Source organism: Vibrio sp. 10N.261.45.E2, from assembly GCF_002875705.1.
GTDB lineage: Bacteria > Pseudomonadota > Gammaproteobacteria > Enterobacterales > Vibrionaceae > Vibrio.
This window is the reverse complement of sequence record NZ_MCZZ01000127.1, coordinates 52,573-71,526: the sequence shown is the minus strand read 5'-3', so window position 1 is coordinate 71,526 and position 18,954 is coordinate 52,573. Positions and strand designations below refer to the sequence as shown.

17 protein-coding genes are annotated in these 18,954 nt (G+C 43.9%); 13 read left to right on the top strand and 4 right to left on the bottom strand.

Annotated features, from left to right (window positions below):
• Positions 1-156: 156 nt before the first annotated feature.
• On the top strand, positions 157-1,251 hold the full coding sequence (locus BCT34_RS13215; protein ID WP_076651981.1) for a substrate-binding domain-containing protein: 1,095 nt from the start codon (positions 157-159) through the stop codon (positions 1,249-1,251).
• Positions 1,251-3,824, top strand: a complete 2,574-nt coding sequence (gene luxQ, locus BCT34_RS13210) for a quorum-sensing autoinducer 2 sensor kinase/phosphatase LuxQ (RefSeq protein ID WP_076651983.1) — start codon at positions 1,251-1,253, stop codon at positions 3,822-3,824. The genes BCT34_RS13215 and luxQ overlap by 1 nt, the downstream gene beginning before the upstream one ends.
• A gap of 85 nt (positions 3,825-3,909) precedes the next feature.
• On the opposite strand, the gene BCT34_RS13205 is transcribed toward luxQ, so the two are convergent.
• Positions 3,910-4,569 carry a PilZ domain-containing protein gene (locus BCT34_RS13205; RefSeq protein WP_076651986.1) on the bottom strand — a complete coding sequence of 220 codons (660 nt, stop codon included), beginning with the start codon at positions 4,567-4,569 and terminating at the stop codon, positions 3,910-3,912.
• Between the two features lie 194 nt (positions 4,570-4,763).
• Here BCT34_RS13205 and BCT34_RS13200 point away from each other — a divergent pair, with 194 nt between their 5' ends.
• The gene (locus BCT34_RS13200) at positions 4,764-5,114 is read left to right on the top strand and encodes a HopJ type III effector protein (protein WP_076651989.1); all 351 of its coding nucleotides are present in this window, start codon (positions 4,764-4,766) and stop codon (positions 5,112-5,114) included.
• A 122-nt stretch (positions 5,115-5,236) separates the two neighbouring features.
• Here the strand turns inward: BCT34_RS13200 and BCT34_RS13195 are convergent, their stop codons facing one another.
• Complete coding sequence (locus BCT34_RS13195) at positions 5,237-5,545, bottom strand: DUF1289 domain-containing protein (RefSeq protein WP_076651992.1); 309 nt, start codon at positions 5,543-5,545, stop codon at positions 5,237-5,239.
• A gap of 158 nt (positions 5,546-5,703) precedes the next feature.
• On the opposite strand from BCT34_RS13195, the gene yegD reads away from it, so the two are divergent.
• From yegD to BCT34_RS13175, 4 genes are all read left to right on the top strand, one after another.
• The gene (gene yegD, locus BCT34_RS13190; protein WP_076651994.1) at positions 5,704-7,056 is read left to right on the top strand and encodes a molecular chaperone; all 1,353 of its coding nucleotides are present in this window, start codon (positions 5,704-5,706) and stop codon (positions 7,054-7,056) included.
• Between the two features lie 493 nt (positions 7,057-7,549).
• Positions 7,550-8,677 (top strand): porin, encoded by a 1,128-nt coding sequence (locus tag BCT34_RS13185; RefSeq protein WP_076651997.1) that lies wholly within the window; start codon positions 7,550-7,552, stop codon positions 8,675-8,677.
• 345 nt (positions 8,678-9,022) lie between these two features.
• Positions 9,023-9,655, top strand: coding sequence for a fumarylacetoacetate hydrolase family protein (locus BCT34_RS13180; protein WP_076652000.1), 633 nt, complete (start codon positions 9,023-9,025; stop codon positions 9,653-9,655).
• 150 nt (positions 9,656-9,805) lie between these two features.
• Entirely contained in the window at positions 9,806-10,438 is a 633-nt protein-coding gene (locus BCT34_RS13175) for a LysE family translocator (protein WP_076652003.1), read from the top strand.
• A 105-nt stretch (positions 10,439-10,543) separates the two neighbouring features.
• Here BCT34_RS13175 and BCT34_RS13170 read toward each other — a convergent pair whose 3' ends face one another.
• Positions 10,544-12,250, bottom strand: a complete 1,707-nt coding sequence (locus tag BCT34_RS13170) for a phospho-sugar mutase (RefSeq protein ID WP_076652006.1) — start codon at positions 12,248-12,250, stop codon at positions 10,544-10,546.
• 443 nt (positions 12,251-12,693) lie between these two features.
• Between BCT34_RS13170 and coxB the strand changes: the two genes are divergently transcribed.
• The 4 genes from coxB to BCT34_RS13150 are packed head-to-tail and all read left to right on the top strand — an operon-like array spanning position 12,694 to position 17,154.
• Positions 12,694-13,953, top strand: coding sequence for a cytochrome c oxidase subunit II (gene coxB / locus BCT34_RS13165; protein WP_076652009.1), 1,260 nt, complete (start codon positions 12,694-12,696; stop codon positions 13,951-13,953).
• The gene (gene ctaD, locus BCT34_RS13160; RefSeq protein ID WP_076652012.1) at positions 13,950-15,611 is read left to right on the top strand and encodes a cytochrome c oxidase subunit I; all 1,662 of its coding nucleotides are present in this window, start codon (positions 13,950-13,952) and stop codon (positions 15,609-15,611) included. Before coxB ends, ctaD begins: the two co-directional genes overlap by 4 nt.
• Before the next feature lie 11 nt (positions 15,612-15,622).
• A complete protein-coding gene (locus tag BCT34_RS13155) occupies positions 15,623-16,231 on the top strand; it encodes a cytochrome c oxidase assembly protein (RefSeq protein ID WP_076652015.1) in 609 nt (202 codons plus the stop codon).
• Between the two features lie 38 nt (positions 16,232-16,269).
• A complete protein-coding gene (locus BCT34_RS13150; RefSeq protein WP_076652017.1) occupies positions 16,270-17,154 on the top strand; it encodes a cytochrome c oxidase subunit 3 in 885 nt (294 codons plus the stop codon).
• A 70-nt stretch (positions 17,155-17,224) separates the two neighbouring features.
• Here BCT34_RS13150 and BCT34_RS13145 read toward each other — a convergent pair whose 3' ends face one another.
• On the bottom strand, positions 17,225-17,455 hold the full coding sequence (locus BCT34_RS13145) for a DUF2909 family protein (protein ID WP_032500197.1): 231 nt from the start codon (positions 17,453-17,455) through the stop codon (positions 17,225-17,227).
• Here BCT34_RS13145 and BCT34_RS13140 point away from each other — a divergent pair.
• The gene (locus BCT34_RS13140) at positions 17,343-18,290 is read left to right on the top strand and encodes an SURF1 family protein (protein ID WP_076652020.1); all 948 of its coding nucleotides are present in this window, start codon (positions 17,343-17,345) and stop codon (positions 18,288-18,290) included. The two genes, BCT34_RS13145 and BCT34_RS13140, sit on opposite strands and share 113 nt — an antisense overlap.
• The gene (locus tag BCT34_RS13135; protein ID WP_076652022.1) at positions 18,283-18,891 is read left to right on the top strand and encodes a hypothetical protein; all 609 of its coding nucleotides are present in this window, start codon (positions 18,283-18,285) and stop codon (positions 18,889-18,891) included. The genes BCT34_RS13140 and BCT34_RS13135 overlap by 8 nt, the downstream gene beginning before the upstream one ends.
• Positions 18,892-18,954: the final 63 nt, after the last annotated feature.

Here is an 18,954-nt window from a genome sequence, read left to right as displayed (position 1 = left end):
ATTAACATATCGCTCATTTAGAATGTCGTTCTAATTAGTGTTAGACGCTATCATTTATCATCGTTGTCCTACATAATATCCATCAGCCATACGAAGAGATGGTGTCATGCTAGGTTAAAAAATGAGCCAAAGTAGCTCATATAAAACGAGAAAAATATGAAACGTTTACTGATGTTGTTTGGACTTGCCGTATTTTCTGCGTCCGCTCTCTCCCATGGTACTCATGTCCTCAATGGGTACTGGGAATACCAAGATTATCTTTCCAATTTTCCAGAGCAAAAAGCACTGACCGATAAAATGGTTGAGGCTGTGCAAAATCACCCTGTGCCATTGAGAAGAATTCAAGACGAGCCGATCACGATTTCAGTTGTGTATCCGGGTCAACAGATCTCTGACTATTGGATTCGCAACATTCAAGCTTTTGAGACGCGTCTCGATAAGCTGAAGATTCGTTATCAAATAAATCAAGTATTTACCCGTATTAATGCCGATCTCACGCAGCAGAGTATTTCTCTGCAAGAAGCTATTGAGAATAAAACGGATTACTTGATTTTTACGCTAGACACCACGCGCCACCGCAAGTTTATTGAGCACGTATTGACCTCAACAGATACTAAGTTGATTTTACAGAATATCACCACGCCAGTTCGTGCCTGGGCAGATAGACAGCCATTTATGTATGTGGGTTTTGATCATGCGACAGGCAGCTTAAAATTGGCAGACTATTTTAAACAAGTAAGTAAACCAGACAGTAATTATTCTGTTTTATATTATTCGCAAGGTTATATCAGTGATGCGCGTGGAGACACCTTTATCCATGAAGTGAATACGGATACCAACTTTACGCTTAAATCTTCGTTCTATACAAAATCAAGCAAAGACAGTGGCTACCAAGCGGCTAAAATCAGCATAGAGAGCGATAAGGATCTAGACTTTATCTATGCATGCTCAACCGATGTCGCTTTGGGTGCGGCGGAAGCCATTAGTGAATCAGGTCGAGACATCTTAGTAAATGGTTGGGGAGGCGGTTCTGCCGAACTTGAAGCCATTGCAAGGGGCGACTTAGATGTTACTGTCATGCGTATGAACGACGATACGGGCATTGCGATGGCAGAGGCGATTAAGTGGGATCTAGCCGGCTTGGAAGTGCCTACCGTTTACTCGGGTGAATTTGAAATTGTGACCAAAGAAGATTCTCCAGAACGTATTTCTGAACTAAAACAGCGAGCATTTAGGTACTCAGGTCAATAATGAAGAAAAGCTACGCCAGTACACCCAGAAACACTTTAGCTAGACTCATTACGCGTATCGTTATTTTAGTGATAGGCGTGATGGCACTTGGCGTGCTTATTCATAATTATGAAACCAGCAGTAGTATCGTAAAACAAGAGACCAATCGGACAGTTAAGCAAACCTCAAGCCTGATCCAAAACATGTTTGATTATCGTTTGTCGGTGCTGCAAATCCATCAAGATAGTAGCTCACACAGCGCAACTCTCAGAGAGTATTTTGATACGGGTAACGATGAAGCTCTGAGCTACTTTTTCTTTGGCGTTGACCAACGCGAACCTGATCACGCACCTGATTTACGGTTTGTCTCTACTCATGATGGTTTAGTGTGGGAGGATGGCAATAGTCAATTTTATGGCTTGGATGAGTCCAGCTTAACGCATATTTCTGATGAGGTTTCGTTCAGCAGTAATTGGCATTTCATCAAATTAAGGACAGATATAGGTAAGCGTCACTTGTTGGCTCGCCGAACTCCCATTGTTGATAACGCTACCGGGGAGGTTCTTGGTCAGCTCTATATTGTTATAGTGCTTGATAATAACTTCTCGTTAGCCGAATCAATCCAACAAGGCAGTAACTGCGAAAATATCGTTATTGAAGCGCATGGAACTCCTGTGACATCAACATTCAGTGGTGATGAAAGCTATACCATGACTGATATCCTCAATTATCAAGTTGACGAACAGTTGCCTAGTCATTTTGTCACCATAGCAACGATTAAAATCAATGCTGTTGAAACCCCTTTAATCATTCGAGCTGTTCAAAAGAACAATAATTTCATAGCGTTAGAAGAAAATTATCAGCGTGCGATCATCGTAGTGGTTGTGGTGATCATATTGATGTCTTTCTTTGCGCGAACTTGGATTCAGAGAAGGGTTGCTGCTGAGCTAGATAAGCTGATGGATTTCACTCGCTCTGCTAGTGATGGCGAAGAGTACAACAAGTTTGATGGCTCTAATATTTTTGAATTCCATCATATCGGTTGTACCCTTGAAGATACCTTTGAGCGCTTATCAGAACAGAATCAAAAGTTCCAAGACCTCTTTAACTTTGCTCATTCACCTATCTTGGTTTGGTCCGAAAAAGGCGACTTGATTCAGATGAACCCTGCTGCTCGTATGGCGCTATTTGATGCCGATGACAACTATGGTTCAATCGCTCAAGAGTTTGAGCATCGTATGCTGCCTAATATTCAAATGGTGGTTCAAGGCTCTAAACTGACGGGCATTAACGTGCCCATTGGTGAAAAGGTGTTTCGTTGGAATATGTCTGCAATCAGCGTAGAACACTGCATCACAGGAGTGGTGGTTCAAGGACAAGATATTACTAAGCTTATCGATGCGGAACGACAGGCTGATCGAGCAAGAGAAGAAGCAGAACATCTTGCGAATGTTCGTGCCGACTTCTTGGCTAAGATGAGTCATGAAATTCGCACGCCACTCAACGGTATTCTTGGAGTGTCTCAGTTATTGAAGCGCTCTATCCACAGCGGAAACAACCGCGATCAGGTAGATGTTTTGTGTAATAGTGCGGAACATTTACTGGCGGTACTCAACGATATCTTAGATTTCTCAAAGATTGAGCAAGGACAGTTCAATATTCAAAAGAAAGACTTCCAACTCGGGGAGTTAGTGAATACCTTAGACAGCATCTATCGTCCGCTGTGTGAAGATAAATCGGTCGAATTTATCATCGTGAATCACTTGGTTGATGACATTGAAATCAACACCGACCAAGTGCGCCTTAACCAGATCATGTTTAATCTTCTGAGCAATGCCCTTAAGTTCACTCATCAGGGCAATATCTCCGTTAGCTTTGAGCTTGAGACTATCTTTAACACCGAACACGCAAGCTTGATCGTTCGAGTGAAAGATACCGGGATTGGTATCGATGAAAGCAAAATTGACGCGGTTTTTGAACCTTTTGTTCAAGCAGAAGATACCACTACACGTGAGTATGGGGGTACTGGTTTAGGGCTTACGATTGTCAAAAACCTGGTCGATATGTTGGAAGGGGACATTCAAGTCCGTAGCGTGATAGATCAGGGATCAGAGTTCACGATAGAAATCCCAGTGGTTGCGCATGCCAAACCTTTGTTAGTCGATGCTAAGCAACAGTCTGAAGTCAAACCTGAGGCTTTGTTTAGCCGGCCATTGAAGGTGCTTCTGGTGGAAGATAATCACACCAACGCTTTTATTGCGCAGGCTTTTTGCAAAAAATATGGCATGGTCGTCACTTGGGCAAAAGACGGCTTAGAAGCGATAGAGTTGGCTCAGAAGATAACCTATGACCTGATCTTGATGGATAACCAACTTCCTAATCTTGGTGGTGTTGAAACTACTCAGCAACTCAGAGATGAGATTGGTGTCTCAGCCCCAATTTATGCGTGTACCGCTGATGCTCAAGAGTCAACGAGAGACAGCTTTATGGCTGCTGGGGCGAATTACGTCATCGTAAAACCGATAAAAGAAGAGTCGCTGCACCAAGCGTTTGTTCACTTCAAAAACTCACACTGGAATGATATCGAGCACTAGGCTTTGGCTTAGCGCTCTTTTAGCGACTCAATTGAAGAAGCGTGAATCATAAGGTGTCGTTTAACAAACTCTGTTGAACCTGTCTTTATATAGAGCCAGCGACAAAGGCTTGTTCCAACAGCAGTGTTTTTAACTCATCACTCATATCTAGATGTTCAGGAAATTGGATACCTAACAGCCAGCCTTGTCTTTGCCTCTTCTTACTCACCACTTTGTAGATCAAAGCGTCATCTAAGTACTCATTCAAGTCGGAATTGACTTTTATCTTACAACCCACATCGATATCTGACTGCTGCGTAAGATAGATACCACAGCCTGATGCTGAAAAATCAACCAGAGTGGCATCTAGTGACAAAGTATCAAAGGTGACTTCACAGCTGAGTCGTACCTTATACCTTTCGTGTTCGCGAATAGGCTTGGTCGCAAAATTTGAGGGTGGACGAAGGAAGATAAGATGTGCTGGGGAAGTGATATGAGCCAATACATTGGTTTTGAACGCAACAATGTGCCCAAGTTCGGTGTCGGTAATCGCACGAACAATAATATCCACGTTTGTGAGCTTTCTTAGCGTCAGTGCTTCTGTCGCTTTCTGTGAAAGTTCAAGGATAAGATACTGCTCTTCTTTGTGTCCGATATAAAGTGTACTGATCTGGATTGAGTCGTCTGGGCCAAATTCCAATACACCTGCTGTTTTTGTACCAGGTCTAAGGTATCTAAACAGTTCTAGGTTTTTATCTTTATGCATATTCGTTACTGAACAATGTTAATCGTTTGATAAAATAATATAACGTCCTGATAAAACTATGTCATTAGTTTCATTGAAGTAATTAGCATTCTACAACAAAAAAATGAATCGTTGTTCAAAGTAAACAACGGCTTACTCTTGCCATAAAACAAGATACACTGCTGACAGATATATACGTAATGGAGAAGTAGTAAATGGAACTGGAAACCTTATTGAATACTCTGGCTGAAACCCCAGAAACCGTGCGATTTGAAGATACAATGCAAGTGATCGAAGCTCATTATGATTTTTCTGAGAGCGAATTTCGCAATGGTGAGGTCGTGAATGCAGCAGGGCAGAATAATGGTTCGTGTAAGATTTTTGCCTTTGGCTTAGAACAAGGGTTATCACCAGAGCAAACACTTGCTTGTTTTGGTCAATTTTACCGTAACGACGTGCTAGGTTTTCCTGAGAACACTGACCATCAAAATATTCGTAACTTCATGGTTCATGGCTGGAGCGGTATCCAGTTTTCTGAGCCTGCGCTGATTGTAAAAGCGAAGTAGATACTAACCGAGCGAGTCGCGATTAAGTCGAAACTTAATGCTGTATTTTAAAGCGAGAGTTTAACCTCTCGCTTTTTTGTATATGTTTGAACCATCTCAAAACTTGCTGGATAGGTTCTAAACTACTGAATAGGCAAAGCAGACAAGCATTTGCGGCACATACAAACGCCAGCCTTTGGAATATTGCTTGTGTCCCGTTTTTCTAAATCAAAACACCAACATGTCTCTTTGCCCGCGCTGATATCACATTGAGCGGGCTCATTGCACTCAGGACATTGGTGAGTCGAACTCGCACCACTCAGGTTATCCATGATGGATACTCGCTCATCTTCAGATAAGCCTTTCCAACCTATAATTTCGTCCATTGTTCGAAAGCAGCCGCTGCACATTCCGCCATTATTTTTACAAGCCGCTCGGCAAGGTGTTTTCATTTATCTAACCTGTGATTCATTTGGGCTGAAATGTAGCATATTTGTTTGCCTATTAAGAGTCATCAAACCGAAAAATGACCAAGCAAAAAAGTAAATGACCTCGTAATTTCAAGGCTTTTCATGTAGCATCTCGCCCCTTTTGTTGAGTGGGGGATATTATGTTTATTGGATTTGATTATGGAACAGCGAACTGTTCTGTCGCGGCGATGGTTAATGGAGAGCCAAGCCTGTTACCGCTAGAAGGTAACAACCACTATATTCCCTCAACCGTTTTTGCTCCTACTCGTGAAAGCGTCTCTGAACACCTATTTCGTCACTTGAATATTAAGCCGAGTGATGCGATAGGTGAGCAAGTACTACGACGTGCAATTGCACTGAATAGAGAAGAGAGCATCGACCTAGTGCCAGAAGACATGGCCTTTGGTCAGGCAGCGTTAGACTTATATTTAGAAGATCCTCGCGATGTTTATTATGTTAAGTCTCCAAAGTCGTTTCTTGGTGCAAGTGGACTGCATGATGTTCAGGTGAGCTTTTTCGAAGATTTGGTGTGCGCCATGATGGCGAACATCAAACACCAAGCTGAACTCACGACTCAAGAACAGATCAAGCAAGCCGTCATTGGCCGACCAATTAACTTCCACGGTCGAGGTGGTGAAGAGGCGAACAGACAAGCTGAAGACATACTGTCTCGCGCAGCTAAGCGTGCAGGTCTCCTTGATATCGCTTTTCAATTTGAGCCAGTAGCCGCCGGTCTTGACTACGAAAGCACTTTGACTGAAAACCAAACGGTATTGGTTGTCGATATTGGTGGTGGTACCACTGATTGCTCATTGTTAGAAATGGGACCAACCTGGTCTGGCAAAGCGGATCGTACCCAGAGCTTGTTGGCACACAGTGGGCAAAGGGTAGGGGGGAATGACCTCGATATCTATCTTGCGTTCAAACAACTGATGTCACCTTTTGGTATGGGTAGCAAAGGTATTTCGGGTATCGATATGCCACTGACTCAATTCTGGAACCCAATTGCGATCAATAATGTTGAAGCGCAAAAGAACTTCTATTCTCGCGAGAACCTAGCAGCACTAAAATTACTTCGTAAAGAAGCGTCAGAGCCTCAAAAGCTAGAGCGTTTGATGAAGGTTTATCACGACACCTTGGGTTACGGTATTGTGCGTAGAGCGGAAGAAGCCAAGATTGCGCTGGCAGAATCCTCTCAATATCGTGCTGCGATTAATGTTGCCTCCGAACTGGTCGAGGTGGATATCTCAGTCGAACAGATGGTTGAAGCGATTGAAACACCGAAGTCTAAGATGATTGAGTTGGTTAAAGAAGCGATTCAACAAGGCCAGAAAAAGCCAGATGTAATCTACATGACGGGCGGCTCAGCTCGTTCACTGATACTTCGTGAAGCCGTACAACAAGCTGTACCGAACGTACCTATTGTGAGTGGTAATTACTTCGGTTCAGTAACCGCAGGCTTAGCTCGTTGGGCTGAGGTTTGCTTCAAATAAAAGTCCAATGGTGAATTATTAAGGGCAACCAGTCGTTGATTGGTTGCCCTTTTTTGTATTTTCTCTAGTGAACTTTCAGTTGAGCGATTTTTTCTGGCTCCAATTGATAATTGTTTCACGAAGCTAAATATTTCAAGTGCGTTCTGGGTGTTACAAAATGTTTCAAGATTAAAGGTTGGTTTCTAGATGGTCTGATGAGTTATCTCTCAATTAGATTTTTAATGCTCTTTTTATGATTGAAAAATCAAAAATAATCAAAGTTTTTGTTTTTAACTGTGAAAGGTTTTGTTGGTTCTTTCTTGTTTAATTGCTTGTTTTTGATTGATTTTTTTTGTTTTTTATAGCGCTATTTTTTTTATTTTATATATTTTAATGCAACTTTCTTGTCATTCATATATTACGGTCTGCCTACTTGTTAAATGCAGGTAACAACTTCTCCGTAAGTACGAGGTTGTTAGTGAATAACTCACCCAGTTACATAATGGACATGACAATGAATAAGAAACTTTTAGCGCTAGCGATTTCTGGTGCAGTATTTGGTACACAGGCAGTTGCAGTAGAACTTTACAACGAAGACGGCACAACATTCTCAGTTGGCGGCCACGTTTCAGTAAACCTAAATGGCTCTGAGAATGGCGATACAGATGTAGGTGCTAACTCACCACGTATCAACTTTAACGCTACTCAAGAATTGAGTAACGGCTTTACTGCTGACGCTAAAGGCGAATGGGCACTTAACTACCTTGAAGGTGGTGAAGAGACGTTTACAACTCGTCTAGGTTACGTAGGTCTTACTCACGATGACTTTGGTCGCGCAGTAGTCGGTACTCAGTGGGCTCCTTACTATGACGTAGCGGGTGTTGCTGATATGCCAATCGCATTCGCGAACGACTTTATCTACGACAACCACGGTGCGTTCGGTACTGGTCGCGCAGACAAAATGGTTTCTTACCGTAACGGTTTTGATCTAGGTGAAGCGGGTAAAATTACTATCGGTCTAGGCTGGCAGGGTTCTCAAACTGTTTCAGATATCATTACTGAAACAGCAACCGACGCTACTGGTGAAACTGACGCTTCTGCAACAGTTGGTTTTAACCTAAACGTTAAAGACCGAACGCAAGTGACTGTAGGTTACGAAATCATGGGCGCGAAGCTTGGTTACGGTTACAACACCGGCGATATCAAAGCTTCAGGTTTCGATGAAACAGCTTCTTCTCACGTATTTTCTGCGGCATATGGTTCATACGGTACAGGTCTATACCTAGCGGGTGTATACGCATCTAACGAGTACATGAACAATATTTCTGGCTCAGATCTAAACGCTGCTGAAACTATCAAGTACACATATAATGACCTGATGGTGGAGAGCGATGCATACGAGCTACTAGCTGCTTACGCTCTAGACAATAGCTTAAACTTCATCATCAACTATGAAATGGTTGAAGGTCGTGAAGATAAAGGTGATGCAAAAGTTACTACTCGAGAAGAGCTGGCTCTTCAAACTGAGTACAACTTTACGCCTAAGTTCGTTGGTTACGCTGGTTACCAGTTCGACCTAAACGACGACAACGGTCGTAAGACTGATGACAAGTGGACTATCGGTGGTCGTTACTACCTATAAGTCGCAGACTTATTTAGCATAGTGTTTACTCCTTAGGTTTACCTTTTAGGATACTGTCCTAGACACCATGCTAAGCCCTCTCAAGCCTTTTGGTTTGAGAGGGCTTCTTTCGTTTTATGCGCATCTGTTCTAGCTTTTCCTTCATGTTCCCCAGCCATTCATTTTATCTACGTAGCTATGGCTCATTTCATCAGCTCTTATATGTCGTGATCTTCGGATAAAAGTATTTAAATCATTTAATTGAGCTAAAGATCAGAATTTAGATATTGGTAACCATGTTGTCGAAGACTCTGTTTTTATGATGCGTTAAACTCTGCACTCCAATAAATAGTTCAGGGATAAACTATGAGCAGCGTTGTAGGGCAGGAACAATTGATGAATTCGAAACGAACCGCAACACCAACTAAAGTGTTGTGTGTTGGACGTAACTATGTCGATCATATCGAAGAACTCAACAACGTGATTCCAGATGCTATGGTGGTGTTTAATAAGCCCAGTACTAGCGTATCGTCCTCTCTCTCTTCTTTTCACCAAGAAGCCCTGCACTATGAAGCTGAAATCTGCTTCATCGTTGAAAATGGTCAATACTCAGCAGTAGGTTTAGGGTTAGATCTCACCAAACGTGAATTGCAAAGTAGCTTAAAAGAGAAAGGCCTGCCTTGGGAGCGCGCCAAAGCGTTTGATGGTTCAGCCGTGTTTAGTCGCTTTGTTCCAACAGATAACCTAGATCTCACAGACTTAAATCTGGAGCTGTTTATTAACTGTGTTCGCGTTCAAAAAGGCCACGTTGCACAGATGCTGTATTCCCCACAAACTATCCTCGAAGAGTTATCTTCTTACACGACCTTGCTTGATGGTGATGTTGTCATGACAGGTACACCCAAAGGTGTTGGTGAGGTGCATCGAGGTGATATCTTCCTCGGTCGTCTAAAGTGTGGTGAAACGACCTTGATTGAGATTGAGTGGGTAGCGAGTTAATTAATACGCTATGTTTAGTTAATAAATTGGTTTCAGTGGTTAAAGTTGGTTTTTAATTCGAATATATATCCTACTTACAACTAATTGCATCTGGAAGGGTGTTGGTAATTGATATAAAATCCGCCTCCGTTTTTATCAATACTGAACCCCATGATCGACTTAGCCATCTTACCTGTTTACCTGACTGCTGTTGTTGCACTTCTTCTTTTGCCTGGCCCTGATATGTTACTCATTGCGAGCTCGAGTATGAGCTACGGCCGCAAGGTTGGTGTGTTCGCAAGTTTAGGTAATGCAACTTCTGGAATCATCCTGACAGTATTGGCAGCAATGGGTGTTTCAGCATTGATTGCGATGAGCCCAATCGCTCTAAATGCTCTTCATCTGTTAGGCGGTACCTACTTATTGAAAATGGGGTGGGATTGCCTTCGAACAGAACAGGGTAAGGCGCCTGAGTTAAGCGATAACTTTGCAGCAAAAGCCTACTACCAACGAGCACTAATCAGCAACCTGCTTAATCCCAAAGCGCTGGTTTTCTTTGTGATGTTTTTGCCTCAGTTTGTATCGACGAACATTGAAGCGACTTCTGGTGAGCAGATGCTTATTCTGGGTTTGTTATTGAATGTTCTCGGCTTAACGTTCAACTTTTTGCTGGTGGCTTTAGTGGGGACAATTGGTAAGTCTCTTGTAGAAAATGCTAAGTTTCGTACCTATCAACAGAAAGTGATGGGCGGAGTTTTCATCGTGTTAGCTATCTGGATGTTGTCTTCTTTCTTTACTGCTTAGGCGAATCAATTCAGACATATTCTAGCGATTAGCCGCTGAGACAAAAATGGACGCTTCGAGCGTCCATTTTTAGTTTTAACCGTTGCATCTGAACACGCTAAATCGCTATGAGTTTAATTCTTGTTGGTGTTGTTCAATCAGTTTATCCATGTATTGCTCACCGCGCAGACGAGTGTCTTCGTACGTTTCTGTCCCTTCGAACTTTGTCACTGTCTCATAATAGACTTTCACTTTTGGTTCAGTGCCTGAAGGTCTCACGATAATGCGTGAACCGTCTTCGAGGTGGTAGATGAGCACGTCACTCGCGGGTAAGTTAATGGCTTCGGTGTTGCCACCAATGACGAAGCGCAAAGAAGATTGAAGATCTTCAATTACAGAGATAGCGACACCGTTGATTGCTTTAGGTTGTGCTGATCTTAGCCTCGAACCAATCGATGGTGAATCTGGGTCTAGTGCGATACTTCGCTGTGCGTTGGTGTGAACGCCATGTTCAAATGAAATCTGAGCTAGGAGATCCCAAACGGTTCGGCCCTGAGATTTCAACTCTTCAACCAATTGAGCAAACACGACAATAGCCGATAGCCCATCTTTGTCTCGTACTTGAGTACCAATTGTGTAGCCTAGTGCTTCTTCATAGGCGAACAAGAACTCGTTCTGATCATCTTCTAACTGCATGCCAATATTCGCTAACCATTTGAAGCCAGTCAGCGTTTGGAAATAAGTCGCCCCGTGGGATTTAGCCACTTTTTCAAGTAGCGTTGATGAGACGATACTGTTGCCAACTAACTGGGTTTTGGTGTGAGGTTTTGAAAGCAAATAATGCGCAAACAACACACCCACTTGATCGCCAGTCAGCATTTTGTAAGAGTCATCTTCAGTTCTGACCGCAACCGCAAAACGGTCTGCATCAGGGTCATTGGCACAAGCAATATCTGCATCGACACTCTTTGCTAGCTTAACCACAAGATCCATAGCCCCTTTTTCTTCCGGGTTAGGGAAGTTTACGGTTGGGAAGTTACCATCGGGCTCTCTTTGTTCTGCAACGCTGAATACCTTATGGAAACCAGAATCATGGAGAAGATCTTCAGCCATTTGCGCGCCCACACCATGCATTGCTGTGTAGGTGATGGTGGTGTTCGCCGATTCGATCTCATTACTCACATATGGGCTCTGGTTGATCGCAGCGCGATACGTTTGGTAATAGCCCTCAGTCAACCACACTAACTTGCCTTGTGTTTCAGCATCGCTCAGGCTCATTAAAGGAATAGGCTTGGTTGATGCGATATCAATTTCAGCAGCAATGCCCGCGTCGTGAGGAGGAATGATTTGAGCACCATTCTCCCAGTACACTTTGAAGCCATTGTATTCTGGCGGGTTGTGGCTGGCAGTAACCACAACGGCTGCGGCTGCATTGAAATGCTCAATACCGAAAGCAACAATAGGGGTAGCGGCGACATTCGCGGTTAGGTAGACCTTAATGCCTAAAGCGGTGAGTACGGAAGCGGTATCAATAGCGAATTGCTTTGAATCTAAGCGGCCGTCATAGCCAACCACAACGCCTCGAATAGTAGCATTGGCGACATGTTCGATTAAGTAGTGGCCGAGTCCGGTTGCCGTTTCCTGTATAACTAAACGGTTCATTCGATTTGGACCACATCCCACTTTTCCTCTAAGTCCCGCTGTTCCGAACTCTAATCGTTGAGTAAAGCGGTCTTCAAGTTCGTCGTGCATTCCCTCATCGATGAGGTGTTGAAACTCTTCACGAGTTCTTGGGTCTGGGTCTCTCGCTAACCAATTCATTGCATCTTGCATAATCACTAAACCTTTTAATTTCGGTATGACTTACTGTTGACTTAATTTAAGTGATATTGATTATCATTTCTATGAAAGCAATCGTAAAACTCGATATAAAATAATTGACTGTTTAGTAAATAAACTTACCTTGAACAATTGGATATCACTAACTAGCCTTTTACATAAATATAACAAAATTTAACAAATTCGCCGTTTTTGAATCTTTCATGGAAACCTCTAACACTCTTGATCCGTATTAGTTTCTAGGTTGATGTGAGGTCAGTAGCCCTTTTGAAGGCAACTTTGTATGAGTTGTAGATTGAGATTCAGCCTTTTCATTATTAGCTGGAACAACAGAGAATGTTGCTCAGCTCGTAATGACATGTAGCTCGTAATGAAATACAGCTCGCAACGACATTTAGGTCGCAAGTGTCCAATTAGGAAGGATAAGGAGAGATCTTTTGAAACGATTACTGGTTAGGCTAACGTGGCTTTTGAAGAGTTCTGTTTTGCTTCTTGTTTCGCTTTTAGTGCACGCAAGCAGCGACTACAACATGACTCAAGGCGTCACTGAGATCAGTGGTAAGGTGTATGAACTTCATATGCTGATCTTCTACATCTGCTGCGCGATTGCCTTTGTTGTATTTGGTGTCATGTTTTATTCGATTTTGAGGCACAGGAAATCGAAGGGTGCAGTTGCTGCCCATTTTCATGAAAGCACGAAAGTCGAAATTCTTTGGACAATCATCCCTATTATTATCCTCATCGCCATGGCTATACCTGCCACTAAAACCTTGATAGCGATGGAAGATACCTCCCAGTCAGACCTGACCGTTAAAATCACCGGATCACAATGGAAATGGCATTACAGCTATTTTGGTGAGGATGTCGAGTTTTTCAGCCTTTTAGCGACCAGCGACAAAGAAATTGAAGGCATCGAAGTGAAAGGCGCACATTACCTGCTAGAAGTCGATAAGCCGCTCGTACTGCCTGTTGACCGTAAAGTCCGCTTCTTGATGACTTCCGACGATGTGATTCACTCATGGTGGGTGCCTGCGTTTGCCGTTAAGAAAGATACGATTCCAGGCTTTATCAACGAGGCTTGGACAAAGATAGATGAACCCGGTGTTTATCGAGGGCAGTGTGCAGAGTTGTGTGGTCGTGCCCATGGTTTCATGCCGATAGTGGTGCATGCCATGGAAGAAGCCGAATTCGACGCATGGCTAGCGGAGCAAAAAGAGTTGGCGATAGCCGAACAACAAGCCGCGAAAGATGCATTAGATGCGTCACTTTCTTTGGAAGAGTTGAATACGATCGGTGAAGAGGTCTACAAAACTCGATGTGCGGTTTGTCACCAAGTAAACGGTGAGGGCATCCCCGGAGCTTTCCCTGCTATCAAAGGAAGCCCTATCGCACTTGGTGATGTGGGTGTTCATATCGACACTATTGTTTATGGTCGTGGCGGCACCGCGATGCAAGCGTTCGATAATCAGTTAACCGAGAAAGAGATCGCAGCGGTAGTGACTTATCAACGAAACGCTTGGGGTAATGACACTGGCGATATTGTTCAGGCTTCAGATGTGAACGCTTATAAAGCCAAGCAAGAAGGCGGGGAACAAGCTTCTGACGAACAAGGTTCAACGGACGAAACGCAAGGTTCTACGGATGCAACGCAAGGCTTAATGGATGAAGCACAAAACGATGCTAAGGAGCAGTTATGAGTTCACCAATCAATAAGCCGGTGAAATCGGCTCCAGCAGAAGACCAAGCACTGAGCCATTCTGCGGAAGGTACACTAGGCAATAATGATTTGCCTGTTGATGATCACGACTCACATGCGGCACCTAAAGGTTGGGTGCGTTGGCTGTACTCAACCAATCATAAAGACATCGGTACACTTTATCTGTGGTTCAGTTTTGCGATGTTCTTAACGGGTGGTGCCATGGCAATGGTGATCCGTGCTGAGCTATTCCAACCGGGTTTGCAACTCGTTGAGCCAGATTTCTTCAATCAGATGACCACAGTCCACGGTTTAATCATGGTGTTTGGCGCAGTAATGCCTGCTTTCACGGGTTTGGCTAACTGGATGATCCCGATGATGATCGGTGCTCCAGATATGGCGCTGCCGAGAATGAATAACCTCAGTTTCTGGATCTTGCCTTTTGCTTTTCTAATCTTAATCGGTTCTTTGTTTACTGAGGGAGGTGGTCCGAGCTTTGGCTGGACATTTTATGCGCCACTTTCGACAACTTACGGCCCAGACAGCACGGCGCTATTTGTATTCTCAGTTCATATTATGGGGATCAGCTCGATCATGGGCGCGATTAACGTGATCGTGACCATCGTGAACATGAGAGCGCCGGGTATGACTTGGTTCAAGCTACCGATGTTCGTATGGACTTGGTTGATTACTGCTTTCTTGTTGATAGCCGTGATGCCTGTTCTCGCGGGTGCAGTGACCATGGTATTAACTGACAAATACTTTGGAACAAGCTTCTTTGATGCCGCTGGTGGTGGGGACCCTGTGATGTTTCAGCACATATTCTGGTTCTTTGGACACCCCGAAGTGTACATCATGATTTTGCCGTCTTTTGGTATTGTCTCGGCGATCATCCCTGCATTCAGTGGTAAGCGTCTGTTTGGCTATCATTCCATGGTATACGCGACTTGTAGTATCGCATTGTTGTCGTTTTTGGTTTGGGCGCACCACATGTTCACAACAGGTATGCCAGTCTTTGCCGAGCTGTTCTTCATGTATTGCACCATGTTGATAGCGGTGCCGACAGGTGTGAAAGTCTTCAATTGGGTGGCGACCATGTGGCGGGGGGCTTTAACCTTTGAAACCCCAATGCTATTTGCGATTGCCTTTATTGTTTTGTTCACGATTGGTGGGTTGTCTGGATTGATGCTCGCTATCGTGCCAGCCGATTTCCAATATCACGACACCTATTTTGTTGTGGCTCACTTCCACTATGTTCTGGTAACAGGCGCCGTGTTCTCGATTATGGCCGCCGCTTACTATTGGTTGCCGAAGTGGACAGGGCATATGTACGATCACAAGCTCAGCCTGTGGCACTTCTGGACGTCGGTAATTTCAGTCAACGTGTTGTTCTTCCCGATGCACTTTTTAGGGCTAGCGGGTATGCCGCGTCGTATTCCTGATTACGCCATTCAGTTTGCTGATGTTAACCAAGTGGTGTCGATTGGTGGCTTTGCCTTTGGGTTGTCTCAGTTGATTTTCTTATGGCTAGCTATTAAGTGCGTGAGAGGGGGAGAGCCTGCTCCAAGCAAGCCTTGGGATAGAGCTGAAGGCCTTGAATGGACAGTACCAAGCCCTGCGCCTCACCACACCTTTACTCATCCTCCTAAAGTGGATTAAAGGATAGAATCATGAGTGATAAGCAAAGCGATATGGATAATAACCAATCCAAACGTTCGACTAAAAAGCTGACAGGTTACTTGGTGTTGAGCGTGGTGGCGATGTTTGGCTTTGGTTTCGCTTTGGTACCGCTCTACGATGTGATGTGTGAGGCTTTAGGGATCAATGGAAAAACCAATACTGTTTCCGCAGTTCAACCTCAGGGAATGCAGCCCGACTATTCTCGTAAAGTCCGAGTTGAATTCATGTCCCACATCAATCCAGATATGCCATGGCAGTTTTCACCAGAGGTTCGAGTGTTAGAGGTTCATCCTGGTGAGGTAGTTCAAACTAACTACATTGCAAAAAACCTTTCTGGGGCCACATTGGTTGGCCAAGCTGTACCGTCGGTGTCTCCTGGTATGGGCGCAACTTACTTCAACAAAATGGAATGCTTTTGCTTTAATCAGCAGCCATTGGACGGGCACAAGAGCGCAGAAATGGGTTTGATATTTTACATTGAACCCGATATTCCAGAATCGATACACACGCTGACGCTCTCTTATACATTATTTAATATTACGAATGAGGTGGGTGCTGCGGCCAATAAACCTGAGCCTAATGTGCTCGCAAGTAACTAAGATATTACAGAACCAGAATCAACAAAAGGAGTTGAGCGATGAGTTCTAAAAAGGAAGTGTATTTCGTTCCACATCAAAGCCATTGGCCGTTAGTGGGTGCCGTTGCGCTGTTTCTTGTCGCGGTTGGTGCTGGCTTGACGGTGCAACACATGGGTACTGATGCCGCCGGTGGTGTATTTGGCAAAGCGGTGTTATTAGTCGGGTTTGCTGTGCTGCTTTACATGCTCGCAGGTTGGTTTAGCAACGTGATAACGGAATCCTTAAGTGGTCTCTATTCTGAGCAGATATCCCGTTCTTTTAGACAAGGAATGAGCTGGTTTATCTTCTCTGAGATTATGTTCTTTGGTGCTTTCTTTGGCGCGCTTTTCTATGCTCGAATGATCTCTGTGCCTTGGATTGGCGGTGCGGGCAACAATGAAATGACTCATGAAGTATTGTGGCCGATGTTCCAATCAATATGGCCGCTAACCACCACCCCTGATGGCGTAACGACACAAGCCATGCCTTGGCAAGGAATCCCTCTTAAGAACACTATTATTCTTTTGCTTTCCTCTATGACGTTGCATATGGCACATATCAGTCTTGAACAAAACAAGCGTATGGCTTTGATTGTCTGGTTGGAGATAACCATTGTTCTCGCGGGCTTCTTCCTGTTCTTCCAAGTTGAAGAGTACCTACACGCTTATCAAGAGATGGGGCTGACTCTTCAATCAGGTATCTATGGCAACACATTCTTCTTACTGACTGGGTTCCATGGCTTGCACGTCTGCTTGGGGACGATCTTTCTGATTGTCTTGTTGGCAAGGGTGGCGAAGGATCATTTTACGCCGAAAGACCACTTTGCGTTTCAAGCCGGTAGTTGGTATTGGCATTTTGTTGATGTGGTTTGGTTAGGCCTATTCGTGTTTGTCTATGTGCTCTAACGGAATACTGAACTGCTTTAAGACAAGCTTGGGAGAGTAAGTTTTTAAAAGTTACACAAGTTTGAATAGGTTAATAAGGTCGTGGATTGGGAGTGATGACGCCAGAGGCTAGGGCCAGTAAAAGTAACAGCACCACGATGGCTGAAAGCATCACACGACGACCCAAGAAGTGACTAAGTTTTTTTCCATTGTGTTTGCCTGAGGCGATTTGGATTAGACCTTTCATTAAATTGAAAGCGATAAAAAACAACAAAGCGACTAATACGACTTTAAATAACAACACAAAGGTAGATGACGCCATAGTGATAACTCCAAACCGATTGATTGATGATGAACACAAGTTCCGCAGTAAAGGTATTTGGATAGCGGTTGTTTTAACTGTGGTTTCAGTCGGCGCTTTAATCAAGTTAGGTTTGTGGCAACTCGATCGTGGTAACGAGAAATTGCGTTATGAACAGCAATTAACAGAGAGAGCACAGGCAGCGTCACAACCCTTGGCTGTTGTTATTTCTGAGTTGCGAGAGTTGAGTTTATCTGGTCAAGAGTCAATGCCCCCTCAAACCCTAAATGGGCTAAAGGCTGATGTTGAATTAGTAAATACGAGTGGTTTGATACTCTTGTTAGACAACCAGATAAACCAAGGAACGGTTGGGTATGTGATTTACATGTTGGGTACGATTCGTTTTGAAGATGGAAACCAGTCCTTAGTGGATGAAAAAAAATTGTTGATCGATCTTGGGTTTGTTGCGGCAAGCAGTGACAGAAGACAGCTTCCACAACTAGGAAGCATCACACTACCAACCAACATGTCAGGGCGTTTGTACACACGTTCAGTTAACCCTTTAAGTAATGAGTTGGGTTTAGAAAATACGACACCGAATAGAATCCAAAACCTAAACATAGCAGCGTTAACACAGTACACAGGGCAAGAAGTGCTGCCCTTTGTCTTTCAACCTCAGAGCTTAGATTCTTGGCCTTATGAGTTGTTATGGCGACCAACGGCGATGAAATCTGAAAAGCACTTTGGTTACTCGTTTCAATGGTTCGTAATGGCAGCTGTACTTTTGTTTTTGATGCTGTTAATTGGTTATCGGTACCTAAAAGCACCACCTATCACGGAGAACAAGGATGGATAAGTCTCAAGCACAAGTGAACAGGGAAATTACCGAGCCAAACCTGGCAGAGCTCAAAAGCCGTCGTACTAAAGGGCGCTTGGTATTACTCGGATTAGTTTTGATTTTTGCCTTGCCTGCAATTATTGCCAAAACTGTATTGGAGCAGAACTGGTATACCTCTGGTGTGACTAACTCGGGCGAATTGGTAGAACCAAGAACGACACTCGCGGATTTCGGTATAGCGCTGCCCATGGCAGGAGAGGGTTGGGTTGTGGGTTATATCGCTCCGATGGAGTGCGAAAGCTTGTGTGAACAACAGCTTCATTATTTGAATCAAAGTTACTTAGCGTTAGGGAAAAACAAAGAGAGAGTAACCGCCGTTGTTTTTGTATCGGAAGGTAACTCGTTATCGGGTTCGTTCGATAAGCCTGATCTGTCTTTGTTAGCTGGTGGTGATCAGTTAAGCACCGAGTTTGCGCCGGCTTCCATTGTCATTATTGACCCTCTAGGGCAGTTGGTTATGGAGTACAAAAGCGTTTCGGATCCGTCGCAGCTAGTTGGTCAATCTAAAGGCATGATCCATGATTTAAGAAAGCTACTTAAGCTGTCACGAGTTGGGTAGTGTAAAAGCTTGGGCTGTTAGGCTTTGCCAGATGGCGCTAACGCTCGAGTGTAAGCAGCGAAA